This is a genomic window from Herbaspirillum frisingense GSF30 (genome assembly GCF_000300975.2).
In the GTDB taxonomy this organism is placed as follows: Bacteria; Pseudomonadota; Gammaproteobacteria; order Burkholderiales; family Burkholderiaceae_D; genus Herbaspirillum; species Herbaspirillum frisingense.
This window is the reverse complement of record NZ_AEEC02000015.1, coordinates 24,389-50,677: the sequence shown is the minus strand read 5'-3', so window position 1 is coordinate 50,677 and position 26,289 is coordinate 24,389. Positions and strand designations below refer to the sequence as shown.

At 64.7% G+C, this 26,289-nt stretch carries 24 protein-coding genes, 1 pseudogene and 1 riboswitch; of the genes and pseudogenes, 7 read left to right on the top strand and 18 right to left on the bottom strand.

Annotated elements, in window-relative coordinates:
- Positions 1–25: 25 nt before the first annotated feature.
- Positions 26–2,305 carry a UvrD-helicase domain-containing protein gene (locus HFRIS_RS12165; protein ID WP_006463649.1) on the bottom strand — a complete coding sequence of 760 codons (2,280 nt, stop codon included), beginning with the start codon at positions 2,303–2,305 and terminating at the stop codon, positions 26–28.
- Positions 2,306–2,443: 138 nt separating this feature from the next.
- Between HFRIS_RS12165 and aroQ the strand changes: the two genes are divergently transcribed.
- From aroQ to HFRIS_RS12150, 3 genes are all read left to right on the top strand, one after another.
- Positions 2,444–3,022, top strand: coding sequence for a gamma subclass chorismate mutase AroQ (gene aroQ, locus HFRIS_RS12160; RefSeq protein WP_006463648.1), 579 nt, complete (start codon positions 2,444–2,446; stop codon positions 3,020–3,022).
- Between the two features lie 165 nt (positions 3,023–3,187).
- Positions 3,188–4,432 carry an MFS transporter gene (locus tag HFRIS_RS12155; protein WP_039875518.1) on the top strand — a complete coding sequence of 415 codons (1,245 nt, stop codon included), beginning with the start codon at positions 3,188–3,190 and terminating at the stop codon, positions 4,430–4,432.
- Between the two features lie 230 nt (positions 4,433–4,662).
- Positions 4,663–5,157: a Dps family protein gene (locus HFRIS_RS12150; RefSeq protein WP_006463646.1), complete on the top strand. Its 495-nt coding sequence runs from the start codon at positions 4,663–4,665 to the stop codon at positions 5,155–5,157.
- Positions 5,158–5,335: 178 nt separating this feature from the next.
- On the opposite strand, the gene thiE is transcribed toward HFRIS_RS12150, so the two are convergent.
- Genes thiE through thiC form a run of 5 tightly spaced genes read right to left on the bottom strand, consistent with a single transcriptional unit; the run spans position 5,336 to position 9,818 of the window.
- Positions 5,336–5,971, bottom strand: a complete 636-nt coding sequence (gene thiE, locus HFRIS_RS12145; RefSeq protein ID WP_006463645.1) for a thiamine phosphate synthase — start codon at positions 5,969–5,971, stop codon at positions 5,336–5,338.
- 1 nt (position 5,972) lies between these two features.
- Positions 5,973–6,839, bottom strand: coding sequence for a bifunctional hydroxymethylpyrimidine kinase/phosphomethylpyrimidine kinase (gene thiD, locus HFRIS_RS12140; RefSeq protein WP_006463644.1), 867 nt, complete (start codon positions 6,837–6,839; stop codon positions 5,973–5,975).
- 2 nt (positions 6,840–6,841) lie between these two features.
- Positions 6,842–7,651: a thiazole synthase gene (locus HFRIS_RS12135; RefSeq protein ID WP_006463643.1), complete on the bottom strand. Its 810-nt coding sequence runs from the start codon at positions 7,649–7,651 to the stop codon at positions 6,842–6,844.
- Positions 7,652–7,695: 44 nt separating this feature from the next.
- On the bottom strand, positions 7,696–7,896 hold the full coding sequence (gene thiS / locus HFRIS_RS12130) for a sulfur carrier protein ThiS (RefSeq protein WP_006463642.1): 201 nt from the start codon (positions 7,894–7,896) through the stop codon (positions 7,696–7,698).
- 8 nt (positions 7,897–7,904) lie between these two features.
- On the bottom strand, positions 7,905–9,818 hold the full coding sequence (gene thiC, locus HFRIS_RS12125; RefSeq protein ID WP_006463641.1) for a phosphomethylpyrimidine synthase ThiC: 1,914 nt from the start codon (positions 9,816–9,818) through the stop codon (positions 7,905–7,907).
- Between the two features lie 95 nt (positions 9,819–9,913).
- Positions 9,914–10,024, bottom strand: a riboswitch (TPP riboswitch).
- Positions 10,025–10,279: 255 nt separating this feature from the next.
- Here thiC and HFRIS_RS12120 point away from each other — a divergent pair.
- Together HFRIS_RS12120 and HFRIS_RS12115 are read left to right on the top strand one after the other, a co-directional pair.
- Positions 10,280–13,090, top strand: coding sequence for a valine--tRNA ligase (locus HFRIS_RS12120; protein WP_006463640.1), 2,811 nt, complete (start codon positions 10,280–10,282; stop codon positions 13,088–13,090).
- A gap of 157 nt (positions 13,091–13,247) precedes the next feature.
- Positions 13,248–13,712, top strand: a complete 465-nt coding sequence (locus tag HFRIS_RS12115; RefSeq protein WP_006463639.1) for a DUF2147 domain-containing protein — start codon at positions 13,248–13,250, stop codon at positions 13,710–13,712.
- 7 nt (positions 13,713–13,719) lie between these two features.
- Here the strand turns inward: HFRIS_RS12115 and HFRIS_RS12110 are convergent, their stop codons facing one another.
- The 4 genes from HFRIS_RS12110 to ruvA all read right to left on the bottom strand — a co-directional run bounded on the left by HFRIS_RS12110 (position 13,720) and on the right by ruvA (position 16,889).
- The gene (locus HFRIS_RS12110) at positions 13,720–14,175 is read right to left on the bottom strand and encodes a YaiI/YqxD family protein (protein WP_006463638.1); all 456 of its coding nucleotides are present in this window, start codon (positions 14,173–14,175) and stop codon (positions 13,720–13,722) included.
- 21 nt (positions 14,176–14,196) lie between these two features.
- A complete protein-coding gene (locus HFRIS_RS12105) occupies positions 14,197–15,039 on the bottom strand; it encodes a 2-keto-4-pentenoate hydratase (protein WP_182993602.1) in 843 nt (280 codons plus the stop codon).
- Positions 15,040–15,230: 191 nt separating this feature from the next.
- Positions 15,231–16,286, bottom strand: a complete 1,056-nt coding sequence (gene ruvB, locus HFRIS_RS12100) for a Holliday junction branch migration DNA helicase RuvB (RefSeq protein WP_006463636.1) — start codon at positions 16,284–16,286, stop codon at positions 15,231–15,233.
- A 24-nt stretch (positions 16,287–16,310) separates the two neighbouring features.
- Positions 16,311–16,889 (bottom strand): Holliday junction branch migration protein RuvA, encoded by a 579-nt coding sequence (ruvA, locus tag HFRIS_RS12095; protein WP_006463635.1) that lies wholly within the window; start codon positions 16,887–16,889, stop codon positions 16,311–16,313.
- Positions 16,890–16,997: 108 nt separating this feature from the next.
- Here ruvA and HFRIS_RS12090 point away from each other — a divergent pair, with 108 nt between their 5' ends.
- Positions 16,998–17,939, top strand: a complete 942-nt coding sequence (locus HFRIS_RS12090) for a DUF808 domain-containing protein (protein ID WP_006463634.1) — start codon at positions 16,998–17,000, stop codon at positions 17,937–17,939.
- Here the strand turns inward: HFRIS_RS12090 and ruvC are convergent.
- The 5 genes and pseudogenes from ruvC to HFRIS_RS26010 form a co-directional block, all read right to left on the bottom strand.
- Positions 17,936–18,478, bottom strand: coding sequence for a crossover junction endodeoxyribonuclease RuvC (gene ruvC / locus HFRIS_RS12085; protein WP_006463633.1), 543 nt, complete (start codon positions 18,476–18,478; stop codon positions 17,936–17,938). The genes HFRIS_RS12090 and ruvC overlap by 4 nt on opposite strands.
- Positions 18,479–18,513: 35 nt before the next feature.
- Positions 18,514–19,980, bottom strand: coding sequence for an FAD-binding domain-containing protein (locus HFRIS_RS12080; RefSeq protein ID WP_006463632.1), 1,467 nt, complete (start codon positions 19,978–19,980; stop codon positions 18,514–18,516).
- Complete coding sequence (locus HFRIS_RS12075; protein WP_006463631.1) at positions 19,980–20,402, bottom strand: thiol-disulfide oxidoreductase DCC family protein; 423 nt, start codon at positions 20,400–20,402, stop codon at positions 19,980–19,982. The genes HFRIS_RS12080 and HFRIS_RS12075 overlap by 1 nt, the downstream gene beginning before the upstream one ends.
- Complete coding sequence (locus HFRIS_RS12070; RefSeq protein WP_006463630.1) at positions 20,395–21,684, bottom strand: FAD-binding domain-containing protein; 1,290 nt, start codon at positions 21,682–21,684, stop codon at positions 20,395–20,397. Before HFRIS_RS12070 ends, HFRIS_RS12075 begins: the two co-directional genes overlap by 8 nt.
- Positions 21,685–21,695: 11 nt before the next feature.
- Positions 21,696–21,788: pseudogene (locus tag HFRIS_RS26010) on the bottom strand (DUF2256 domain-containing protein).
- Positions 21,789–21,960: 172 nt separating this feature from the next.
- Between HFRIS_RS26010 and HFRIS_RS12065 the strand changes: the two are divergent.
- Positions 21,961–22,980, top strand: coding sequence for a MerR family transcriptional regulator (locus HFRIS_RS12065; RefSeq protein ID WP_006463629.1), 1,020 nt, complete (start codon positions 21,961–21,963; stop codon positions 22,978–22,980).
- Positions 22,981–23,091: 111 nt separating this feature from the next.
- Here the strand turns inward: HFRIS_RS12065 and purH are convergent, their stop codons facing one another.
- The 3 genes from purH to dusB form a co-directional block, all read right to left on the bottom strand.
- The gene (gene purH / locus HFRIS_RS12060) at positions 23,092–24,663 is read right to left on the bottom strand and encodes a bifunctional phosphoribosylaminoimidazolecarboxamide formyltransferase/IMP cyclohydrolase (protein WP_006463628.1); all 1,572 of its coding nucleotides are present in this window, start codon (positions 24,661–24,663) and stop codon (positions 23,092–23,094) included.
- 104 nt (positions 24,664–24,767) lie between these two features.
- Positions 24,768–25,001, bottom strand: a complete 234-nt coding sequence (locus HFRIS_RS12055; protein ID WP_006463627.1) for a Fis family transcriptional regulator — start codon at positions 24,999–25,001, stop codon at positions 24,768–24,770.
- A gap of 183 nt (positions 25,002–25,184) precedes the next feature.
- The gene (gene dusB, locus HFRIS_RS12050) at positions 25,185–26,204 is read right to left on the bottom strand and encodes a tRNA dihydrouridine synthase DusB (protein ID WP_006463626.1); all 1,020 of its coding nucleotides are present in this window, start codon (positions 26,202–26,204) and stop codon (positions 25,185–25,187) included.
- Positions 26,205–26,289 lie beyond the last annotated feature (85 nt).

Genomic DNA, 26,289 nt, shown 5'->3' with positions numbered 1-26,289 from the left:
CCGAGGCGGTCAGGCCTCGGCGCGATCAGATCTTGTCCAGCTTGGCCACCGACAGGTCCAGCAGCTTCATGCCGAACTTGCCGAAGTTGATCTGCGCCCGTGCCGCACCGCCGCCCCCTTCGATGTTGACGATGACGCCTTCGCCGAACTTGGCATGGGCGACGTTCTGACCGATGCGCCAGCCGGAGTCGGTCTGGCGCGAGAAGCTCTGGGCGATCTTGTTGTTGCCGGCTTCCGGCACCTCATCCCAGGCCGACTTGGGATTGGCGAACCAGTGGTGCTGGGCGATCTTGGGTGACAGCCACTTGATGGATTGCTCGGGTAGTTCGTCGAAGAAGCGTGAGCGCATGTTGTAGCGGGTCTGGCCGTGCAGCATGCGGGTCTGCGAGAAGGTCATGAACAGGCGCTTGCGGGCGCGGGTGATGGCCACGTACATCAGGCGGCGCTCTTCTTCCACCCCGCCCTCTTCCTTGGCGCTGTTCTCGTGCGGGAACAGGCCCTCTTCCATGCCGGTGATGAAGACCGCATCGAACTCCAGGCCCTTGGCCGAGTGCACCGTCATCAGCTGCAGCGCATCCTGGCCGGCCTGCGCCTGGTTGTCGCCGGCTTCCAGCGAGGCATGCGAGAGGAAGGCCGACAGCGGCGACATGATGGTGACCAGCGGCGCATCGGCATCGATCACTTCCACGCCGTCAGCGGTGGTGATGGCGGTGCCCGCCGTGGCCTGCGCCTGCGGACCGAGGAAGGCCGGCGCATCCAGGCCATAGCCTTCTTCCGAGACGAAGAGCGTGGCCGCACTGACCAGCTGCTCCAGGTTCTCGATGCGGTCGGCGCCTTCCTTCTCGTTGCGGTAATGCGTGATCAGGCCGGACAGGTCCAGTACCACCTTGACCGTCTCCGGCAGCGGCAGGTGCTGGGTCTCGAAACGGGCGCCTTCGATCAGCTTGACGAAGGCGTTCAGCGAAGAACCGGCCTTGCCGGCCACGTAAGGCACGGCGGCATAGAGCGAGCAGCCATACTGGCGCGCCGCATCCTGCAGCGACTCCATGGCCTTGGCACCGATGCCGCGGGTGGGGAAATTGACCACCCGCAGGAAGGCCGAGTCATTGTGCAGGTTGTCCATCAACTGCAGGTAGGCGATGGCGTGCTTGATTTCGGCGCGCTCGAAGAAGCGCTGGCCGCCATAGACGCGGTAGGGAATGGCCGAGCTGAACAGCGCATGCTCCAGCACCCGCGATTGCGCGTTGGAACGGTAGAGGATGGCGATCTCGCTGCGCGACCAGCCTTCGGCGATCAGGTCCTTGACCTGTTCGATGATCCACTGCGCTTCCTGCAGGTCGCTGGTGGCCTCGAAGACCCGTACCTGCTCGCCATGGCCGGCGTCGGTGCGCAGGTTCTTGCCCAGACGCTTGCTGTTGTTGGCGATCAGTTCGTTGGCGGCATCCAGGATGTGGCCGTGGGAGCGGTAGTTCTGCTCCAGCTTGATCAGGTTCTCGACGTGGAATTCCTGTTCGAAGGCCGACATGTTGCCCACGTTGGCGCCACGGAAGGCATAGATGCTCTGGTCGTCGTCACCCACCGCGAAGACCGCGTTGTGGTTGCCGGCCATGAGCTTGAGCCATTTGTACTGCAGGTCGTTGGTATCCTGGAACTCGTCCACCAGGATGTGGCGGAAGCGGCTCTGGTAGTGCTCGCGCAGCGGCTGGTTGCGCGACAGCAGTTCGTAGGTGCGCAACAGCAGTTCGGCGAAATCGACCACGCCTTCGCGCTGGCACTGCTGGTCGTAGAGGTCGTAGAGCTCGACGAACTTGCGGTTGTAGTCGTCGTAGGCATCGACGTCCTTGGCGCGCAGGCCCTGGTCCTTGGCGCTGTTGATGAAGTACATCAGGTTGCGCGGCGGATACTTTTCATCGTCCACGTTCATCTGCTTCAACAGGCGCTTGATGGCCGAGAGCTGGTCTTGCGTGTCGAGGATCTGGAAGGTCTGCGGCAGTCCGGCATCCTTGTGATGCGCGCGCAGCAGGCGGTTGCACAGCCCGTGGAAGGTGCCGATCCACATGCCCCGGGTATTGATGGGCAGCATGGCCGACAGGCGCGAGGTCATTTCCTTGGCGGCCTTGTTGGTGAAGGTCACGGCCAGGATGCCGGCCGGCGAGACCTGTCCGGTCTGGATCAGCCAGGCGATGCGGGTGGTCAGCACGCGGGTCTTGCCGGAGCCGGCACCGGCCAGGATCAGGGCGGACTGCGCCGGCAGGGTCACGGCGGCGAGCTGCTCTTCGTTGAGGTTGTGGAGAAGATTTTGCATCCCGCGATTATAAGGCGCTGGCGAGGGCGCCGGGCAGCCGGCGCTGGCGCTATACTGCCGGGCGGCGCTTGCCATGGTCTGTCCGGCGCCCTCATCCGTCCTTCTTCACGGTCCTGCTGCCCCATGCTCCCCATGCCGATGTCCCGCCTGCCGATGTCCCGCCTGCCGATGTCCCGCCTGCTCACGATCCTGGCCGCCCTGCTCCTGACGGCCTGTGCCACCACCCCGCCGCCGGCCTCGCGCGCCGATGTCGAACAGTTGCTGACGCTGCAGAAGACGCGCCTGGACGTGGCAGCACCGGTGGCGCGCAGCAAGTGGAATTCGCACGCGCCCATCGACGACCCGGCACGCGAAGCCCTGATCCTGGACGATGTGGCGGCCCGGGCACAAGCTCTCGGCCTGGACGTGGCCTGGACCCGGCGCTTCTTCCAGGACCAGTTCGATGCCGGCAAGATCGTGCAGCGCGACCTGCATCGCCAGTGGCGGGTGGAACAGCATGCCCCCTTCGCCAATCCGCCTGACCTGGCCCGGCAGGTGCGCCCGGTGCTGGACCGCCTCACGCCCGACCTGCTGGCCGCGCTGGTCCGCCTGAAAGGCCATTGGTGTGAGCCGGCCGTGCAACGGGACCTGGCCGAGCTGGAGCCGGAAATCCTCGGTGCCGACTATGCACCCGCTGTACGTGAACGGGCTACGGCAGCGCTACGCTGCACCCGTTGACGCGCATCCTGCGGGCAAGCGACCTCGCACAAATGCCACTAAGTTGCTGAATCGACAGGTAAAAATCTTTTGCTGTCCTGCAGCATTTTTGTGGCGGGAGTAAAATTCGGACTGCTGTTCACGCGCATCGGCGCGCGCAGCCTCCTCATTCCGAATTCCCCCGCCATGTCCGACGATTCCTGTAGTCCAGGTTCCACACCCGTTTCCGCCGCTGCGCCGGCTGCCGTGCGCGCCCTGCCACCAGTGAAGGTCACGCGCCAGATCATCGCCACCGCCTTCTTCACCTTCCTGGTCTACCTGGCCATCGGTATCCCGATGGCGGTGCTGCCGGGCTATATCCACCTGGACCTGGGCTATAGCTCGGTGGTCGCCGGGCTGGGCATCAGCGTGCAGTATTTCGCCACCTTCGTCAGTCGTGCCAACGCCGGCCGCATGATCGATACCGTGGGTGCCAAACAGACTGTGATGCGCGGCATGCTGCTGTGCTCGGCCAGTGGTGGCCTGCTGTTGCTGTCGGCACTGGCGCAGCCGCTGCCGTTCCTGTCGCTGGTGCTGCTCTTCACCAGCCGCGCCTTCCTGGGCCTGGGCGAAAGCCTGGTCGGTACCGGCGCCATCATGTGGGGCGTGGGGCGCGTGGGCTCGGAAAACACCGCCAAGATGATTTCCTGGAACGGCATCGCCACCTATGCGGCGCTGGCCATCGGCGCGCCGCTGGGCGTGGTGCTGGATCGTTCGCTGGGCTTTGCCGTGATCGGCCTGGCCGGCATGCTGCTGACGGTGCTGGGTTATGTGCTGGCCCGTGGCGGCCCGGTCACGCCGGTGGTGCAGGGCGAACAGCTGTCCTTCAAGCTGGTGCTGCGCAAGGTGTTCGCCTATGGCATGGGCCTGGCCTTCGGCACCATCGGCTTCGGCTCGATCGCCACCTTCATCACGTTGTATTACGCCGACCAGCACTGGAGCGGCGCGGCCTTTGCGCTGACGGCCTTCTCCAGTGCCTTCGTCGGTGCGCGCCTGCTGTTCGCCAATTCCATCACGCGCTTCGGTGGTTACCGGGTGGCAGTGGTCAGCTTCCTGACCGAAGCGGTGGGCCTGCTGCTGCTGTGGAGCGCCACCACGCCGGAACTGGCATTGCTGGGCGCAGGCCTGGCCGGCTTCGGTTTCGCGCTGGTGTTCCCGTCACTGGGGGTGGAAGCGGTGAACCTGGTGTCGCCCGCCAATCGCGGCGCGGCACTGGCGGCATATTCCGTCTTCCTCGACCTGGCGCTGGGCATCACCGGTCCGGTGGCCGGTGCCATCGCCGGCCAGCTGGGGTATCCACAGGTCTTCCTGTTCGCGGCCATTGCGGCCATCGGCGCGGTGGCCTTGTCGCTGTCGCTGTATCGCAGCGCGCAGCAACGCGGCAAGCCATGATCTGAATACGACGAGAACAATAAAACGATGGGGCCGATCGATTTTTATCTATCGGCCCCATTGATTTATAGGCCTGCATTGATCGCAAAAATCGATTGAAATCGGGAACGTCGGCCCCACTGTCTTATCAATAGATTGCGTGGCCGCAGCTTGTCCCCGGGCGATTTGCAATAGAATCGCGATGTTGTGTTCACCCGCTTACGAAAAACCGAACAGCTAAGGAGCGAAAGATGGCAAAGAAAAACGTGGCAGCCCCCTCGATCAACATCGGCATCAACGACAAGGACCGCAAGAAGATTGCCGACGGCCTGTCCAAGCTGCTGGCCGATACCTACACGCTGTACCTGAAGACCCACAACTTCCACTGGAACGTGACCGGTCCGATGTTCAATACCCTGCACCTGATGTTCGAAGGCCAGTACACCGAACTGGCGCTGGCCGTGGACCTGATCGCCGAACGCATCCGCGCCCTGGGCTATCCGGCACCGGGTTCGTACAAGGAATTCGCCAAGCTGTCCTCGATCCCCGAAGCCGATGGCGTGCCGAACGCCCAGGAAATGATCGCCCAGCTGGTAGCCGGCCAGGAAGCCGTGACCCGCACCGCGCGTTCGCTCTTCCCCGCCGTCGATGCCGCTGCCGACGAGCCGACCGCCGACCTGCTGACCCAGCGCATGCAACTGCATGAAAAGAATGCGTGGATGCTGCGCAGTCTGCTGGAAGGCTGATCCGTATCACTCAATAAAAAAATGCCGTTCTTGCGAACGGCATTTTTTTCTCGCTACCGTTCGGACTGAGTAGACCCGCAGGATCGTATCGAATGCGCAGGACCGTGTGCAAGCGTCTGCGCGCCTTCGATACGCCGCCAGGCGGCTACTCAGTCCGAACGGTCTTCATCGACGCCATTCATGAGCGATAAAGATCGGCCAACTCCCGTGTCTTGCGCTCGGCCACCGGCACCAGATAGACGCTGCTGATGACGGCCACCATGTCGGCCCCCTGCGCCACCAGCGGCGGCGCATTTTCCAGGGTGATGCCACCGATCACCACCACCGGCAGGGCAATCTCGCGTTTGGATTGCGCGATGATCTCCGGCGCGGTGCGGAAGTCATACTTTTTCACCCTCGAGGGATAGAAGCCACCGAAGGCCACATAGCTGGCGCCATCGCGATGGGCGGCGTGCGCCAGCTCCAGCGTGCCGTAGCAGGAGGCGCCAACGATGCGGTCCGGGCCGACGGCCTGGCGCACCTCGGCAATGGACGCATCGGTGCCGCCGACGTGGATGCCGTCGGCATCGATCTCCAGGCACAGGTCCACATGGTCGTTGATGATCAGCGGCACCTCATACTGGCGGCACAGGGCCAGCAAGGCACTGGCCTGGTCGCGCCGTTGGGCGGGGTCGGCAGTCTTGTGGCGATACTGCACCAGTGCGGCGCCGTTCTGCAGGGCCAGCTCGGTGGCGGTCAGCAGTTGCGCGGTGTCATCCCAATCCGGGGTGACGATGTAGAGGCCGCGCAGATGGTTGGCGTAGTCGGGTTTCATCTCAGGCTCCTGCCGCCGGGGCGGCATCAACAACAGGTTCGAACGCGGGGACGCGATGGGGGATGCGCTGCCCGGCGGCGATGGCGTAGGACGTGGACAAGGCATGCTGGGTGTATTGCTGGGCCAGGTCGATGGCTGCGCGCATGGACAGGCCGCGTGCCAGGCCGGCCGACAGGGCCGCCGCCAGCGTGCAGCCGCTGCCGTGGAATTCATCCGGCAGCCGGGTCCAGCGCCAGCGGGCGCTTTCGATGGCTTCCTGCGCAAATTCGGAACGGAACAACTGCCCATACCAGCGATTGACCACATCCTGCTCCTGCGGGCCATGCCCGCCCTTGAGCAACACATGGGCGCAACCGCGCTCCATCAACAGCGCCGCCTGGCGCGCCGGTGAGACATCGCCACACAGACGGCGCGCCTCGTTGAGGTTGGGCGTGATCACGGTGGCCAGTGCGTACAGGGGTTCGATCACCTGCGCCGCATCGTCGCGCGAAAGCTGGTCGCCACGGCCGTTGGCCAGCACCGGATCAAGCACCACCGGCATCTCCGGATTGCGCTTGCGCAATTGCCGGATCAGCGATGCAATCATCTCCGCATTGGCATGACTGCCGGCGATGCCCAGCTTGACGGCGGCGATATCGAAACGGTCGATCAAGACCTGGGCCTGGTAGCGCACCAGATCCGGATCGAGCGCATGCACGGCGAAGACACTGACGTTGTCCTGCACCGTCAGCGCGGTAGGTACCGACAACGGGTGGCACCCCAGCGCCGTGATGGCCGGGATATCGGCCTGCATGCCGGCCCCGCCGCTGGGGTCGGAACCGGAGAAGACCAGCACGCAGGGCGGCGTGGGACGATAGGCGGCTTGCATCGTCAGGCCACGCGACCCGCCATCGGCGAGGATGGCGAGGCAGCGAACTTGCGCGGGATGCGGCCGGCGAGGAAGGCTTCACGACCTGCTTCCACGGCCAGCTTCATGGCGCGTGCCATGCGGATGGGGTCGCGCGCGCCAGCAATGGCGGTGTTCATGAGTACGCCATCACAGCCCAGTTCCATGGCGATGGCGGCATCCGACGCCGTTCCCACGCCGGCATCGACCAGCACCGGTACGCGCGACTGCTCGATGATCAGCGACAGGTTCCAGGGGTTGAGGATGCCCATGCCCGAGCCGATCAGCGAGGCCAGCGGCATGACCGCGGCCACGCCCAGGTCTTCCAGCATGCGCGCCTGGATGGGGTCGTCGCTGCAATAGACCATCACGTCGAAGCCATCCTTGACCAGCGTTTCGGCGGCCTTGAGGGTCTCGGGCATGTTGGGGAAGAGCGTCTTTTCATCGCCCAGCACTTCCAGCTTGACCAGCTTGTGGCCGCCCAGCAGTTCACGCGCCAGTTGCAGCGTGTAGACGGCATCGGCGGCGTTGTAGCAGCCGGCGGTATTGGGCAGAATGGTGAATTCGGAGGGCGGCACCGCGTCCAGCAGGCTGGGGGCGTTGGGGTCCTGGCCGATGTTGACGCGGCGGATCGCCACCGTGATGATCTCGGCACCGCTGGCGACGGTGGCCGCACGGGTTTCGTCGAGGTCCTTGTATTTGCCACTACCCACCAGCAGGCGCGAGCGATAGGTCTTGCCGGCGATGGTCAGGCCCGGGTCTTCTTTCTGAAGGGGGGCGTCATTCATGTTCATGTCGTTTCCTTGTCTGTGAGCTGCGCTGCATGGCCATAGGCGGTTCAACCGCCACCGATGGCACGCACCACATCTACCTTGTCAGCCTCGGCCAGCGCGTGCGTGGGCCAGCGCGCGCCGGGCACCACCTGGCGGTTGACCGCCACGGCCACCGCCTTGCCGGCCAGGGAGAGGCCGGCAATGAGCTGTTCCAGCGTGGCGCCGTCGGGCAGCGGGTGAGGCTTGCCGTTCAGTTCTATCTGCATGGCCGCGCTTACTGCTTCGAGTAGATCTCGGCGCCCATCTTGACGAACTCGACCGACTTCACTTCCATGCCCTGCTTCAAGGCGTCGATCTCGGAGATGCCTTCCTTGGCAGCGTAGTCGCGCACTTCCTGGGTGATCTTCATGGAGCAGAAGTGCGGGCCGCACATGGAGCAGAAGTGCGCCACCTTGGCCGAGTCCTTGGGCAGGGTCTCGTCGTGGAATTCACGTGCCTTGTCCGGGTCCAGGCCGATGTTGAACTGGTCTTCCCAGCGGAACTCGAAGCGCGCCTTGGACAAGGCGTTGTCGCGGATCTGCGCGCCGGGATGGCCCTTGGCCAGGTCGGCGGCGTGGGCGGCGATCTTGTAGGTGATGATGCCGTCCTTCACATCCGTCTTGTTGGGCAGGCCCAGGTGTTCCTTGGGGGTGACGTAGCACAGCATGGCGGTACCGTACCAGCCGATCTGCGCGGCGCCGATGCCGGAGGTGATGTGGTCGTAGCCGGGGGCGATGTCGGTGGTCAAGGGGCCGAGGGTGTAGAACGGCGCTTCGTGGCACTGCTCCAGCTGCAGGTCCATGTTTTCCTTGATGAGGTGCATGGGCACGTGGCCGGGGCCTTCGATCATGACCTGCACGTCGTGCTTCCAGGCGATCTGGGTCAGTTCACCCAGGGTGCGCAGCTCGCCCAGCTGGGCTTCGTCGTTGGCGTCATAGATCGAACCCGGACGCAAACCATCGCCCAGGCTGAAGCTGACGTCGTAGGCCTTCATGATCTGGCAGATGTCCTCGAAGTGTTCGTAGAGGAAGGACTCGCGGTGATGCGCCAGACACCACTTGGCCATGATGGAACCGCCGCGCGAGACGATGCCGGTCATGCGCTTGGCCGTCAGCGGCACGTATTGCAGGCGCACGCCGGCGTGGATGGTGAAATAGTCCACGCCCTGCTCGGCCTGTTCGATCAGGGTGTCGCGGAAGATTTCCCAGGTCAGGTCTTCAGCCTTGCCGTTGACCTTTTCCAGCGCCTGGTAGATCGGCACGGTGCCAATCGGCACCGGCGAATTGCGGATGATCCATTCGCGGGTTTCATGGATGTTCTTGCCGGTGGACAGGTCCATGACGTTGTCGCCGCCCCAGCGGATGGCCCAGGTCATCTTTTCCACTTCCTCGCCGATGGAGGAGGTCACGGCGGAATTGCCGATGTTGGCATTGATCTTGACCAGGAAATTGCGACCGATGATCATCGGCTCCACTTCCGGGTGGTTGATGTTGGCGGGGATGATGGCGCGGCCACGGGCGACTTCCTCACGCACGAATTCCGGGGTGATCTCGGCCGGGATCGACGCACCAAAGGATTGGCCCGGATGTTGGCGGCCCATCAGGTCGGCCAGCTTGTTGCCCATGGGGCCGGAGGCCTTCAGTTGCTCCAGGTATTCCTTGCGGCGCAGGTTTTCGCGGATGGCGATGAATTCCATCTCGGGCGTGATGATGCCGCGACGGGCGTAGTGCATCTGCGTGACATTGGCACCCGCCTTGGCACGACGCGGCTTGCGGTGCAGGTTGAAGCGCAGTTCGGCCAGGGCCGGGTCGTTCAGGCGCTGCTGGCCGTATTCGGAGGTGGGGCCGGGCAGCTCTTCGGTATCGTCGCGCTCCAGGATCCAGGGCAGGCGCGGCGTGGAGAGACCGGCGCGGATGTCGATCTTGACGTCCGGGTCGGTATAGGGGCCGGAGGTGTCGTAGACATAGATCGGGGGATTCTTTTCCGAGCCGAACATGGCCGGGGTATCGGCCTGGCTGATCTCGCGCATGGGCACGCGGATGTCCGGGCGCGAGCCGGTCACGTAGATCTTGCGGGAATTCGGGAGAGGCTGGACGGCTGCCTCGTCGACGGTGGCCGTCGCGGACAGGAATTTCGGGTTGGCATTCATTTCGGCTCCTTTGCTTGATGACTCATGGCTCGGAGCCAGCAAAGGAGGTTGCGGAAGAGGACGGACGGCGGGGATGGGACGGTGCCGTGGGTACGTCATGCTGCCGGTTGCTTCCCTTCGCTGGCATTATCCAGATCAGGTTCAAGGGTATTTCTCACCCGGCTGCCAGAGCATGTGCTCCGGTGCCAGGACCCCTAGCGATGCGACGCGGGCCACTTGCGCGGACCTTGTCGTGGGCCGGATTCTACTCCAAATACGGCGATGAACAAGGCTTCATTTTGGATGAGCTGGAGGTGCAGCACGGCAATTGAAGCCATCAGGCTGCCTGGCAGCAACATGGTGAGGGCCGCCCTTGCGCATTTCTGCCCTGCCCCCAGGGATGCGTCAATTTCGCGCCCGTGGAGGGATTTGCCCTCCCCGTCCCTTATAATGTTGGGTTTCGCAAAAACACACGTCAAATCATGGAATTAGCCAAGTCGTTCGAGCCTGCCGAGATTGAGAAATTCTGGCGCGAGGAGTGGGAAAAGCGCGGTTACTTCGCCGCCACCACCGACGCGGAGAAGCCCTCGTTTTCCATTCAGCTGCCGCCGCCCAATGTGACCGGCACCCTGCACATGGGTCACGCGTTCAACCAGACCATCATGGATGGCCTGACGCGCTACCACCGCATGCGCGGTTTCAACACCGCCTGGATTCCCGGTACCGACCACGCCGGTATCGCCACCCAGATCGTGGTGGAACGCCAGCTGGATGCGCAGAAGGTCTCGCGCCACGACCTGGGCCGTGAAAAGTTCGTCGAAAAGGTGTGGGAGTGGAAAGAGAAATCCGGCTCCACCATCACCGGCCAGATGCGCCGCATGGGCGCCTCCACCGACTGGGCGCGTGAATACTTCACGATGGACCCGAAGATGTCCAAGGCCGTCACCGAAGTGTTCGTGCGCCTGTACGAGCAAGGCCTGATCTATCGCGGCAAGCGCCTGGTGAACTGGGATCCGGTGCTGGGCACCGCCGTCTCGGACCTGGAAGTGGTGTCGGAGGAAGAAGACGGCTCGATGTGGCACATCAAGTATCCGCTGGCCGATGGCAGCGGTCACATCGTGGTCGCCACCACCCGTCCGGAAACCATGCTGGGCGACGTCGCCGTGGCCGTGGACCCGACCGACGAGCGCTATGCGCCGCTGGTGGGCAAGATGATCAAGCTGCCGCTGGTGGGCCGCGAGATTCCGATCATCCAGGATGAATACGTCGACAAGGAATTCGGCACCGGCTGCGTGAAGATCACCCCGGCCCACGACTTCAACGACTATCAGGTCGGCGCCCGCCACAACCTGGAAAAGATCAGCGTCTTCACCCTCAAGGCGACCATCAACGAGAACGCCCCCGAGAAGTACCAGGGTCTGGACCGCTTCGAGGCGCGCAAGCAGATCGTGGCCGACCTGGATGCGCTGGGTCTGCTGGACATGGTCAAGCCGCACAAGCTGATGGTGCCGCGTGGCGACCGTACCGGCGTGGTGATCGAGCCGATGCTGACCGACCAGTGGTTCGTGGCCATGAGCAAGCCGGCGCCGGAAGGCACCTACTTCCCCGGCAAGTCGATTGCCGAGACCGCGCTGGAGAAGGTGTCTTCGGGCGAGATCAAGTTCGTGCCCGAGAACTGGACCAATACCTACAACCAGTGGCTCAACAACATCCAGGACTGGTGTATTTCGCGCCAGCTGTGGTGGGGCCACCAGATTCCGGCCTGGTATGACGAGGACGGCGGCATCTATGTCGCCCGTACCGAAGAAGAAGCCAAGGCACAGGCCGGCGGCAAGACCGTCAAGCGCGATGAAGACGTGCTCGACACCTGGTTCTCCTCGGCGCTGGTGCCCTTCTCCACCCTGGGCTGGCCGGAAGAAACCCCGGATTACAAGCTGTTCCTGCCCTCGTCGGTGCTGGTGACGGGCTTCGACATCATCTTCTTCTGGGTGGCGCGCATGGTCATGATGACCACGCACTTCACCGGCAAGGTGCCGTTTGACACCGTCTATGTCCACGGTCTGGTGCGCGACGCCTCGGGCCAGAAGATGTCCAAGTCCAAGGGCAACACCCTGGACCCGATCGACCTGATCGATGGCATCGGCGTGGATGAACTGGTGGCCAAGCGTACGGTTGGCCTGATGAATCCCAAGCAGGCAAGCAGCATCGAAAAGGCCACCCGCAAGGAATTCGCCGACGGCATTCCCGCCTTCGGTACCGATGCGCTGCGCTTCACCTTCGCCTCACTGGCGACCCTGGGCCGCAACATCAACTTCGACCTGAACCGCTGCGAAGGCTATCGCAACTTCTGCAACAAGCTGTGGAACGCCACCCGCTTCGTGCTGATGAATACCGAAGGCCAGGACTGCGGTTTCGACGGCCACGTCAAGGGCGTGTGCGACAAGGAGCAATTGCAGTTCTCCAAGGCTGACCGCTGGATCGTGTCGCTGCTGCAGCGTACGGAGGCCGAAGTGGAAAAGGGCTTTGCCGACTACCGCTTCGACAACATCGCCACTGCCATCTACAAGTTCGTCTGGGACGAGTATTGCGACTGGTACCTGGAAATGGCCAAGGCCCAGATCCAGAGCGGCAACGAGGCGCAACAGCGCGCCACCCGCCGCACCCTGCTGCGCGTGCTGGAAAGCGTGCTGCGCCTGGCGCACCCAGTGCTGCCCTTCATCACCGAACAGCTGTGGCAGAGCGTGGCGCCGCTGACGGACCGCAAGCCCGATCCAGCGGGCGACTCCATCATGCGCCAGGCCTATCCGCGTCCGGACCTGGACAAGATCGACACCGAAGCCGAAGCCTGGGTCGCCCAGTTCAAGGCCTACACCGATGCCTGCCGCAACCTGCGTGGCGAGATGCAACTGGCGCCGTCGCTGCGTGTACCGCTGATCGTGGAGGCGGCCGACACCGCTGCGGTGGAGTCCTTCCTGCCCTACCTGCAAGGCCTGGTACGCCTGTCGGAAGCGCAGATCGTGGCGCAACTGCCGGAGTCGCCGGCACCGGTGGCCATCGTCGGCGAAGTCAAACTGATGCTCAAGGTGGAAATCGATGTGGCCGCCGAGCGTGAGCGCCTGGGCAAGGAAGTCACCCGCCTGACGACCGAGATCGCCAAGGCCAATGGCAAGCTGTCCAACGAGAGCTTCGTGGCGCGTGCCCCTGAGGCCGTGGTGGCGCAGGAGAAGGAGCGTGTCGCCAACTTCAGTGCAACGCTGGAGAAAGTGAAGGAACAACTGGCCAAGCTGAAGTAAGCCCGGCCTTTTCCTGCCAAAGCCGTCGTCCCAATCCGGGACGGCGGCTTTTGTTTTTTGTGCTTGCCTTGCAGGGCGGGCTTGTCTAGACTGGATCGAAAAAATTAGAACAATCGTGCTTTTTTATGGCATTCGACTTGATCAACAGGAGACCAGCATGACCCGCACCCCGTCCCCCGCCCGCCTGCTCGGGCGCACCCTGCTCATCGCCGGCCTGCTGGCCAGCACCGCCGCCTGGGCCGATGGCTCGCCGCTGGGCTTGTGGAAGAGTATCGACGACTCCACCGGCAAGCCCAAGGCATTGATCCGCATCACCGAGAACAATGGCGAGTTGAGCGGCCGGATAGAAAAGCTGTTCCGCGCCCCCGAGGAAGACCAGAACCCGGTCTGCCAGAAATGCGAGGGCGAGCTCAAGGACAAGCCGGTCATCGGCATGACCATCCTGTCGGGCCTGAAGAAGGACGGGGACGAGTACAACGGCGGGCAGATCATCGATCCGGCCAATGGCAAGGTCTACAAGAGCAAGCTGAGCGTGGTCGACGATGGCCAGAAGCTCAACGTGCGCGGCTATGTCGGCATGCCCATGCTGGGTCGGACCCAGACCTGGCTGCGCGAACAGTAAGCACGACTCAGGCGGGGCGGCTGGCCTTGAGGACGTAGCGGTCCAGTTCACGGGCGAAAGCGCGCCCGTCGCTGGTGCTGAAGGCGGCCGGGCCGCCGGTTTCCACGCCGCTGCTGCGCAGTTCTTCCATGAAGTTGCGGGTGCTGAGGTGATGGCCGATGTTCTGGCCGGTATAGAGTTCGCCGCGCGGATTGAGCGCCAGCGCGCCGCGGCCGATGACGTCGGCCGCCAGCGGGATGTCGGCGGTGACCACCAGGTCACCGGGCGCGACCTGGCGGGCGATCTCGCGATCGGCCACGTCGAAGCCGGCCGGGACCACCATGGATTTGATGAAGCGTGAAGGCGGGGTACGCAGCGGCCGGTTGGCCACCAGCGTGACGATGATGCCGGTACGGTCGGCGACCCGGAACAGCATCTCCTTGATCACGCCCGGACAGGCGTCCGCATCAACCCAGATGGACAAGATGTAAACGCCGTCCCGTGGCTAGACGAAGGATACCGTCAGACCCGGCAGGGTCACGCCGGAGAAGGCGGTGGTCCAGGTCTGGCCCGGTTCGATCGGACAGGCGTCGGTCCAGGTGCCGGTGCTGATGATTTCGCCCGCCTGCAACTGCCGGAAGCGGCTCTGTTTCTGCAACAGCTGGTGCAGGTGCCACAGGGCGTGCAGGGGGCTGTCCATCTCGTCATTGCAGAAGCCGGCGGCACGCAGCACGCTGGAACTCTCGGTATTGCAGGACAGCGAGACGCTGGCGCTGGCCAGGATCTGCGGCAGGTGATGCTTGGTGGCCGAGGAGAGCACATGCGGCTCGCCCACGATCAGGGTGCCGTGCAGGCCGAAGGCGGCAATCGAATCGGCCACCGTGAATTCCCAGTTGGGGAAGGGGCAGACCACGATTTCGAAACCATGCGCCATCCACTCCAGGCAGTCGGCCAGTTCATCCAGCGAGGCATCGGGGGCCGGGGTCTTGCCGAGCTTGAGGACGATTTCCGGCTCGATACGCGGTTGCACCGCACCGGCCAGCGATTGCGCCCCGTGGTTGTCCTCGGCAAAGCGCACGGTGCTGTCCCACATCGGTGCCCAGGTGGGGATGCGGGTGTCGTCGATGATGCCGTAACGCTCCCAGTTCTTGCGCACCACGAAGCCGATCTTGCGGCCGATGGGCTGCTCGCCCTGGGCCACTCGGATGTTGCGGATGTTGTGGGCGATGTCGTAGGCATCGTCCACCGACAGCGGTTCGGATTCGGAGATGCGCGGGATGATGCGAGACTGGGCGCGCGCATCGAGCAGCTGATGCGCGTATCGAAGGGCTTGGCTCGACATTAGCATGGAGGGCTCACATCGAAAGATAGTGAATAGCTATCCATTGTCGATGACGATTAATTTTTGCACAAGCAAAAACTCGCTTTTTGACGAGATCTGGCAAAAATTTCATCTGATTGCCTCGCCACGCGTCATGCTGTTTTTCAGCTGCTGCAAAAGTCACCTAACTGGCGAGAAAACTGAATGTCACGGATGGGTCAGGCGCCCCACAGCTCGCCATTGGGACCGGTGCGCGGGGCTGCCACGCCGAAGTGCTGGTAGGCCGCGCCGGTGGCGATGCGGCCACGCGGGGTACGTTGCAGGTAACCCTGCTGGATCAGGTAGGGTTCCAGCACGTCTTCGATGGTGTCGCGTTCCTCGCCGATGGCAGCGGCCAGGTTGTCCAGCCCCACCGGGCCGCCGCCGAACTTGAAGAGCACGGCCTCCAGCAGCTTGCGGTCCATCAGGTCGAAGCCGACCGGGTCCACGTCCAGCATCACCAGGGCGGCGTCGGCCATCTCGCGGGTGATGCGGCCCTGGCCCTTGACTTCGGCATAGTCGCGCACCCGGCGCAGCAGGCGATTGGCAATACGCGGCGTGCCACGGCTGCGGCGGGCGATTTCCAGCGCGCCATCGTCGACGATGGGGGCGTTGAGCAGTCCGGCGCTGCGGGTGACGATACGCGCCAGCTCGGGCGGAGTGTAGAACTCCAGCCGGGCGACGATACCGAAGCGGTCGCGCAGCGGGTTGGTCAGCATACCGGCGCGGGTAGTGGCGCCGACCAGGGTGAAGGGTTGCAGGTCCAGCCGCACCGAGCGGGCTGCAGGGCCTTCACCGATCATGATGTCGATCTGATAATCCTCCAGGGCCGGGTAGAGGATTTCCTCCACCACCGGCGACATGCGGTGGATCTCGTCAATGAAGAGCACATCGTTGGCTTCCAGATTGGTCAGGAGCGCGGCCAGGTCGCCGGCGCGCTCCAGCACGGGGCCCGAGGTCTGGCGCAGGTTCACGCCCATCTCGCGGGCGATGATGTGGGCCATGGTGGTCTTGCCCAGGCCGGGCGGGCCGAACAGCAGGGTGTGGTCGAGCGGTTCGCCGCGCTTGCGGGCGGCCGAGATGAAGATTTCCAGCTGGGCGCGGACCTTTTCCTGGCCGACGTATTCGTCCAGGTGCTTGGGCCGCAGGGCGCGTTCGATGGCCTCCTCATTGGCCGAAGCCGGAGTGGCGGCGATGATGCGCTGTTCGGAGAAATCGTCGGTCTGGATGCTCATGCTCTGATCCTTGTCGGCCCTGGCCTAGCCCTTGGAGAGGGCCTTGAGGGCATGCTTGATGCCGTCCGAGACGCTGGCGTCCTTGGGAACCTGCTTCATGGCCAGGCTGGCTTCCCTGTCCGAATAACCCAGTGCCAGCAGGGCGTTGAGGATGTCGGCCGTGGCGTCGCTGTGGACCACGCCGGCCACCGCGCCCAGGTCGGCACCGAGCTTGCCCTTCAGTTCCAGCAACAGGCGCTCGGCGGTCTTCTTGCCGATGCCCGGCACGCGGGTCAGGCGACCGGCCTCCTGCAGCGTGACGGCCTGGGCCAGGTCGGCCACCGACATGCCCGAGAGGATGGCCAGCGCGGTACGGGCACCGACGCCGGAAATCTTGATCAGCTCCTTGAACGTATTGCGCTCCTCGGCGGTCCCAAACCCGAACAGGATGTGGGCATCCTCGCGGATGGCGAGGTGGGTCAGCAGCGTCACCTTCTCACCCAGCCCGGGCAGGTTGTAGAAGGTGCTCATCGGCACCACCACCTCGTAGCCGACGCCCTGGCAGTCGACCAGCAGATTCGGGGGGATTTTTTCTAGAAGAATTCCTGAGAGGCGACCGATCATGGCGTCTTTGATGTGCGTGAGCTGCAGCTTCTGTGATAATCCCGGGATGATACAGCACTGTTCGGATAAACAGTATCCAACGATAACAAGCTTGAATAAAGGACAACCATGGCCGGCAGCGCCTTCTTCGCATTGATCGACGACATCGCCACGGTGCTCGACGATGTTTCCCTGATGACCAAGATGGCGGCCAAGAAGACCGCCGGCGTGCTGGGCGACGACCTGGCCCTCAATGCCCAGCAGGTCAGCGGGGTGCGCGCCGAGCGCGAACTGCCGGTGGTGTGGGCGGTCGCCAAGGGCTCGCTGAAGAACAAGGCCATCCTGGTGCCGGCGGCGCTGGCCATCAGCGCCTTCATTCCCTGGGCGGTGACGCCGCTGCTGATGCTGGGCGGCGCCTTCCTTTGCTTCGAGGGCTTCGAGAAACTGGCCCACAAATACCTGCCGCATGACGAGCAACACCACGAGGTCGCCGCCACCGCCCCCGAGGAAGTCGACCCGGTCAGCTACGAGCGCGAGAAGATCAAGGATGCCGTGCGCACCGACTTCATCCTCTCGGCCGAGATCATCGCCATCACGCTGGGGACAGTGGCCGGCGCCCCGCTGCAGCAGCAGATCACGGTACTGGTGGGCATTGCGCTGATCATGACGGCCGGTGTCTATGGCCTGGTGGCGGGCATCGTCAAGCTCGACGATGGTGGTCTCTACCTGGTGCAGCACGCCGGCTCCAGCGCCTGGGGCCGTCTGAAGGCTGCGGTGGGCCGCGCCATCCTGGCGGCGGCGCCGAAGATGATGCGCAGCCTGTCGGTGATCGGCACGATCGCCATGTTCATGGTGGGCGGCGGCATCCTGACCCACGGCCTGCCGTTCGCCCATCACGCCATCGAAGCGGCAGCGGTTGCCGTAGAGGGCGTTGCGGTGATCGGCCCGGTACTGGGCGCGATTGCACCTGCGGTATTGAATGCGCTCTTCGGCGTGGTCGCCGGTGCGGTGGTGCTGGTGATGGTGAAGCTGGCGCAGCGCGTGCTGTCGCTCTTCAAGACGAAAGACTAACCGACCAGCCGCCCGCCGCGCATGCGGATGCCCTTGCGCGCCAGCGCCGGGGCCAGCGCCCCCAGGTCGGACAAGACCCCTCCCCCGTGCGCATGGCAGATCGCCACGCCCAGCGCATCGGCGGCGTCGGTGCCGGGCAAGCCCGGCAGTTTCAGCAGCCGCGCCACCATTTCCTGCACCTGCGCCTTTTGCGCCCGTCCATGGCCTGCCACGGCCTGCTTGACCTGCAGCGCCGTATATTCAGCCACCGCCAGGTCGGCCGCGACCATGGCGCAGATCGCCGCGCCCCGGGCCTGCCCCAGCAGCAGCGTAGATTGCGGGTTGACGTTGACGAACACCTTTTCGATGGCGGCGCAGTCAGGGGCATAGGTCCGCACCACCTCGCCGACGCTGGAGAGGATCACCTTGAGTCGGGACGGCAGATCGCCATCCGGCGTCTTGATGGTGCCGGAAGCAATATAGGACAGCGTGTTGCCCTGCTTGTGGATGACCCCGAAACCGGTGGTACGCAAGCCAGGGTCGATACCGAGGATTTTCATGCCCGCCAGTCTAACCGATCGGACCGACCCAGGCCCTAGAACAACACGCCCTGACCGGGGTCGGCGGTCTTTTTGCGGCCGCGTCGCTGCGTGGTCGCGGGCAGGCCGCTCTTGCGCGAGCCGTGCCTGTCCTGGATGGCGTCGGCTTCCTGACGGGCGACCGGGCTGTGACGGTGGCCATAGAGTGCCTCCTTGGCCTGGGCCAGCGCGCTCTTTTCGTCGACGATGGGCGCGGGATAGGCTGGCGTGCCATATTCCGGCACCCAGCGCCGCACATATTCGCCCAGGGGATCATGGTCCCGCGCCTGCTTGGCCGGCGAATAGATGCGCAAGGTATTGATGCCGGTGGTGCCGGATTGCATCTGCATCTGGCTCCAGTGGATGCCGGGTTCGAAATCCAGGAACTGGCGTGCCAGGAACAATCCCGGCGCACGCCAGTGCAGCCACAGGTGGTAGGCGGCGAAGCTGACCAGCATGGCGCGCATGCGGAAGTTGAGCCAGCCGGTGCTGCATAGCTGGCGCATGCAGGCGTCCACCATGGGATAGCCGGTACGCCCTTCGCACCAGGCCTCGAAGCGTTCCTGTGCCAGTGCGCCCCACGGCCCGCCATCTCCGGGGCGCAGGCCATCGAGCGAGCGGGCGATATTGCGCCATTCGAGATCGGGCTGGTCTTCCAGCTTCTGCATGAAGTGGCAATGCCAGCGCAGGCGGCTGGAAAAGCCGCGCAGACCGTAGGCCAGCTCGCGGTCCGGTGTGTGTTCGATGGCCAGCTCGGTGGCCTGGTGCACGCTGCGCATGGACAACGTGCCGAAGGCCAGGTGCGCGCTGAGACGGCTGCAGGCTTCAGGCGCAGTCAGCGGGCTGGACAGGGCCCGCCGGTAATCGCGTCCATCACCGCCGAGAAAGGCGCGCAGGCGCTCCCAGGCATCGGCTTCCCCGGCGGGCGGCTGCAGGCGCGGCGTGGGCAGGCCGAGATCGGCCAGCGTGGGCAGCGGATCGGGCTGCATGCCCGGCGGGGCGCGAAAGCCGGCAGGCATCGCCACCTGCGGCGCCTCCATGCGCTGCAGCCAGCGCGCGGCCCAGCCATCGCGACTGCGCAGGCGGCGGATGACGCCGGTCTGCGGCCATTCCTGCCAGTGGACATGCTGGATGCGACTCCAGCGGCCGACCGAAATATCACGGGCATAACTCCAGGCGGGGCCGGTTTCTTCGTGGCTGAAGAGATGGGTGACGTTCCATTCACGACGCAGCGCTTCCAGCACCTGCACCGCCTCGCCGATGCGCACCAAGAGCGGCATGCCACGCTGTCGTAGCTCGATCTGCAGCGGCTGCAGCGAGCGCAGCAGGAAATCCACGTGGCGCGGATCGCATTCGAAACTCTGCAACCAGGCCGGTTCGATGATGAACAGGCCAAAGGCGCGTTCGCACTGTGCCGCCTGCGCCAGCGGTTGATGATCGCGCAGGCGCAGGTCGCGCTTGAACCAGACCAGGCCGACCGACATCAGGACCGCCGCGAGCGCCCTTCCAGGCGCAGGACCAGACGCTGGAGCGCCGGCCGCAGGCGCAGGAAGCCGCGATAGGAGCGCTCCATCAGCCACAGCATCCCGGGCAGGCGCGCCAGACGGGCCAGCCAGCGCCAGCCCGGCAAGCTCGCCCATAGCTGCACGAAGGCCGCTGCCCCGCTGAAGACCACACCGTCGGCGCGTTGCACATGGAAGCGCGCCAGGAGCTGCTCGCGCGTCAGGCCGGATGGCAAGGCGGAGCCACGATCGGGCTGGCTGATGTCGCAGAAGCGCAGCGGCGCCTGCTCGCCAAGGCGCTGGTACAGACCGATCTCACGGCGGCAGAGCGGGCAGGCGCCATCGTAGAGCACGGTCAGCGCATCCTTCTGATTCCCGCTGTTGCGTTCCTCGCCGTCAGCCATCGCAGTGGCCCTCCCGCGCCAGCAGCTCGGCCGCGTCGCGCAGGCCATGGGTGCTGCGTCGCCACCACTGGGTGAACAGATCGCTGGGCTTGTCCACCGCCGGAAACAGTCCCGGCGGCGCGCTGCATTGCGCCCACAGCGGCAGCCACGGTGCCAGGTGCGGATCGGACTGGCAGCGCACGCTGCGTGCCACCTTCAGGGCGCGTCCCACGCTGGCGGCGTCGCCGTGCCAGCACAGCGGCGCAAGCTCGCGCATGCGCGCGCCGACGAAATCCCAGCGGCGCCGGCTCCACGGCCACAGCAGATGGAAGTCGGAGAGGTACAGCCCCACCACCAGCGTATCGGGTGCGAGATCGGCCGGCAGTTCGCCCAGGCTCCAGGGATGGACCAGCCAGACGTCGCGCCCGGCCACGGCCTGCGGGTCGGGGGCGACGCTATCCAGGCTCGCCGGGGGTGCCGCCAGCAGGGGGGGCTCGGCAATGCGCGGGCAAGCGCGGGCGGAGGCCGCAGGTTCAGGCGCCACCGGATCGGGCTGCAGGGCGATCTGGCCCAGCGCTTCATAGCTGGTGTCGAGTACCGTCCCCGGGCTATGCCAGGGGGCAGGCGCGTACTTGACCACATTCTCGGCATTAAAGAGATAGGGCTTGTGGCTGCCGGTACCGGCCACCCATTGCCAGCTCAGGTGATTGCTGGCCAGGTCGCCATCCAGCAGGTGACCGACCATCCAGTCGGCGCCGGCGCGCCAGTGCAGCTTGCGCAGATGCACGATATAGCTGGCCAGCCACATGCGGGCGTGGTTGTGCAGGGTGCCGGTGGCATACAGGGTGCGCACGGCCTGGTCGATCACCGGCAGTCCGGTGGCGCCCTCGCGGATATCGGCCGGCAACTCACGCGCATAGGCCGACTCCGGCAGCGGACCGGGGTGCAGCGAATCGAAGATGCGGGCGCCACGGCGCGCCCAGACATAGCGGTAGAACGCGCGCCAGCCCAGCTCATAGACGAACTTGTGCTGCACCTCCAGGGCATGGCGTGCGCAGACGCCGGCCAGCACCTCGCGCAACGTGACCATGCCATGGGTGAGGTAGGGCGACAGCCCTGTCACGGCGCCCTCCAGGCTGTTACGGGTGCGGGCATAGACCCCCGGGCGCACGGCGGCGATACGCTGGCGGGCGGCGGCCAGGGTAGGCAGCGCAGGGGGCGCCAGGACTTGCGGCGCGGCTTGCGCCGCTTCTTCCGGTGACACGGCATCCAGCACCAGGTCGAATTGGTGTTTGCGGTACATGACTCGACTCCTCAGGAAGCAGCGTGGGCAGGCTTGCGGCGACAGGCGTCGGAACAGTATTTGACGTCATCCCAGTTCCTGGCTCACTTGCGTCGCCAGGTCATGGGCAAGCCGCAGACGGCGCAGGGTTTGCTAGGGCCTGTTGCCGCGATGAGCGATGGCCTGGCGGGTGGATTTCATGACTCCGGATTGTACGCAATAAATGGTTCAACCTTGATTCAAATCCGCGATTTATCGCCTATACTCTGCGTCATTCCTGATTCAACGAGAGAGATCATGAGCACAGACCAGCCGCAGCAGTCCGCCCCTCCCGCAGACAAACCCGCGACCGAGTCATTGCGCCGCACCGGGGCCGTGGCCCGCATGTTGCGCATGCCGGTGGCGACCCTGCGCGTGTGGGAGCGTCGTTATGCGCTGACCCAGGGCAAGCTCTCGCCCAGCGGGCAGCGTCTGTATTCGGAAGCCGACGTGCGGCGCCTGGCCCTGATCCGGCAGTTGACCGAGCTCGGTCATGCCATCGGGAGCCTGGCCGGGCTGGACATGGAGCAGTTGCAACAGGTCGCGGCCACCCATGCCGAACTGCACGCCGTACGCCCCACCCCGCCGCAGACGGTGCAGGGCCAGTGGCGGGTGGCGGTGATCGGCGCCACGCTGGCGCAGCGGCTGGACAAGCCGGGCCTGCTGCAGCGCCTGGGCCGTCCGCTGCAGTTGCTGGGACCCTTCGAGAGCGTCCAGCAGGCCGCCCTGAGCCTGAAACGGGAAGAAGTCGACGCCCTGCTGCTGCACGAGCCGCAGTTGCATGCCGGCTGGCTGGGAGCGCTGGAGAGTTCGGCACCGGCCTTGAGTGGCTTGCCGATGGCGGTGCTGTATGGCTTTGCCAGCGAAGCAGTATGCGAGACGCTGGCGGCGGTAGGCATCAGCCTGCTGCGCGCGCCGCAACCGGACGTGGTTATCCTGCAATGGCTGCGCGCACTGATGGCGCTGACGGTGCCGGCGCGCAGCGAACCGGCCTGGTCGCAGCAGGCGCAGGTAATACGGCGCTGGAGCGACAATGAGTTGATCGCCTTCGCCAACCGCTCCACCACGGTGGCCTGCGAGTGCCCGCGCCATGTGGCCGAGCTGCTGATGCAGCTATCGCAGTTCGAGCGTTACAGCGCGCAGTGCGCCAATCGCAACGAGGCCGATGCGCAGTTGCACCAGTACCTGCAGCAATTGACCACGGAATCGCGCCAGCGCTTCGAAATGGCCTTGAGCCGGATTGCGATGCATGAGGGCCTGGTTCCGGAGCAATCCTGAGCGCAGGCGACGGCGCAAACAACAGCACAGGCAGCAGCGCAGGCAAACCGAACCCACCAACAAGAACGCCCGGCATATGGCCGGGCGTTCCTGTTTAAAGCATGCAGATGATCAGTGACGGAAGTGACGGGTTCCGGTCAGCAGCATCACCACGTCGCGCTCGTTGGCGGCATCGATCACTTCCTGGTCGCGCATGGAGCCGCCCGGGTGGATGACGCAGGTGGCACCGGCATCAACCACCACGTCCAGGCCGTCGCGGAACGGGAAGAAGGCGTCGGAGGCCACTGCAGAACCCGCCAGGGTCAGGCCGGCGTTCTGCGCCTTGATCGAGGCGATGCGGGCGGAGTCGATGCGGCTCATCTGGCCGGCGCCCACACCCAGTGTCATGCCATTGCCGCAGAAGACGATGGCGTTGGACTTGACGAACTTGGCCACGCGCCAGGCAAACATCAGGTCCTGCAGTTGCTGCTGGGTCGGCTGCTTCTTGCTGACCACCTTCACGTCGGCCAGCAGCACGTTCTTGGCATCCGGCGACTGCACCAGCAGGCCACCGCCAACGCGCTTGAAGTCGTAGCCGTTCAGGCCATTGCCCAGCGGGATTTCCAGCAGGCGCACGTTCTGCTTGGCGGCGAAGATCTGCTTGGCTTCAGCACTGAAGGACGGGGCGATCAGCACTTCCAGGAACTGCTTGGCCACCGCTTCGGCCGCAGCCGCATCCACTTCGCGGTTGAAGGCGATGATGCCACCGAAGGCCGAGGTCGGGTCGGTCTGCAACGCCTTGCTGTAGGCTTCCAGCGGGTTGGCACCGATGGCCACGCCACAGGGATTGGCGTGCTTGATGATGACGCAGGCCGCTTCGGTGGCCGGGTCGAAGCTCTTGACGCATTCCCACGCCGCATCGGCATCGGCGATGTTGTTGAAGGACAGTTCCTTGCCCTGCAGCTGGGTGTAGTTGGCCAGGGCGCCCTCGACCTTCTTGATGTCGCGGTAGAAGGCGGCGCTCTGATGCGGGTTTTCCCCATAGCGCATGTCCTGGACCTTCTCAAAGTGAAGGTTCAGGGTGGACGGGTAGGCGCTGCGGGTGGTGTGCTGCTTGTCTTCGCCCAGGGAGGTGAAGTAATTGGTAATGGCGCCGTCGTATTGCGCAGTGTGGGCAAAGACCTTCTTGGCCAGCGCAAAGCGCTTTTCATAGGGCAGGTCGCCGCCCGACTTCAGCTCGGCCAGCACGCCTTCGTAGTCGGTCGGGTCGCAGATGACGATCACGTCCTTGTGGTTCTTGGCCGAGGAACGCAGCATGGCCGGGCCGCCGATGTCGATGTTCTCGATGGCGTCTTCCAGGGAGCACTCTTGCTTGGCAACGGTCTGCTGGAACGGATACAGGTTCACCACCACCATGTCGATGGTGGGGATGCCGTGCTGGTCCAGGGCGGCCACGTGCTCGGGGAAGTCACGACGCGCCAGGATGCCGCCATGCACCTTGGGATGCAGCGTCTTCACGCGGCCATCCAGCATTTCCGGGAAGCCGGTGTAGTCGGCCACTTCGGTGACCGGCACGCCATTGTCGGCCAGCAGCTTGGCGGTGCCGCCGGTGGACAGGATGTTGACGCCCATGGCGGACAGCGCGCGCGCGAATTCGAGCACGCCTGCCTTGTCGGATACGGAAATGAGTGCTTGTTTGATCATGGTAGGCAAGACTGGTAAGGGAAAGGAAACCTGAAAAACCGTGGAAGGAAGCTGCACCCCTGCATGAACCGGCCCCCTGCACTGCGGCGCCGGCCTTGCGCGGGCTACAGCAGGCCGTGCTGCTGCAGCTTCTTGCGCAGCGTATTGCGGTTGATGCCGAGGATCTCGGCGGCCTGGGACTGGTTACCCTCGGCGCGCGCCATCACGGTCTCGAAGACCGGTTTTTCGACCGTGGCCAGCACCATGTCGTAGACATTGGTGGGGAGTTGCTCTCCGAGATCCCGGAAATACTTTTCCAGGCTCTTCTTGACGACATCCTCGATACTTTCTTTGCTCATGGCGTTGCTGCTTCTGTTTTTTTCCGGTGTGGCCACCGCCGGCGACGCTCGCTGTTGTGAACTGCGCGCCTGCCTGCGTGACCTGCCGTGTTGTTGATCAATTGCGCGCAAGGCGCATCCGATACCCGGTACCCCAAGCCCGATCTCCGTCCCTGCCGGGCGGTCGGGCCATTGCTCGTTCGCTCAGGCGGCCAGGGCCACCTCATCCACCAGACCGTATTGCAGACGCTCGCCGTGCACTGCCTGGTCGGCGAAGAACTGCCGCACCGCCTGCAACTGCTGGTTGCAGTCTTCGATGCGATTCATGCCGCGACGGAACTGCTCGCCGCCGACCAGTTCGCGCACATACCAGCCGATATGCTTGCGCGCCGTGCGCACGCCCAGGTACTCGCCGTAGAACGCATAGTGGGCCTGCAGGTGTTCATCCATCAGTTGCACGACCTCGCTCACCAGCGGCGCCGGCAGGTGTTCTCCGGTCTGCAGGAAGTGGTCGATCTCGCGGAAGATCCAGGGACGCCCCTGTGCGGCGCGGCCGACCATGACGGCATCAGCCCCGGTGATGCGCAGGACCTCGCGCGCCTTCTCGGGCGTGGTGATGTCGCCATTGGCCACCACCGGAATGCTGACGGCAGCCTTCACGGCGGCGATGGTCTCGTACTCGGCATGGCCGCTGTAGCCGTCGGCGCGGGTGCGACCGTGCAGCGTCAGCATGGCGATGCCGGCCGCCTGGGCGCGGGCGGCGATCTTCAGGGCGTTCTTGTTGGCGCGGTCCCAGCCGGTGCGGAATTTCAGCGTCACCGGCACGTCCACCGCCGACACCACCGCATCCAAGATGCGCGCCACCAGTTCCTCGTCCTGCAGCAGGGCTGAACCGCACCAGCTGTTGCAGACCTTCTTGACCGGGCAGCCCATGTTGATGTCGATGATCTGGGCACCGCGCTCGACGTTGTACTTCGCGCAGTCGGCCAGCATGACGGGATCGGCCCCGGCGATCTGCACCGCCTTGGGTTCCATCTCGCCATCGTGGTTGATACGGCGCGAGGTCTTCTCGCTGTGCCACAGCCGCGGATCGGAAGCCGCCATCTCGGACACGGCATACCCTGCCCCCAGCTGCTTGCACAGCTGGCGGAATGGACGGTCGGTCACGCCCGCCATGGGAGCGACGAACACGTTGTTTCGCAGGGAGTAAGGCCCAATGTTCACGACGTGGATCAGGGGGAGGTACGGGGAAGGGCGCTATTTTAGCGCGATTGACGGCCTCGCCCAACAAGAATCGGGCGCGGTTACA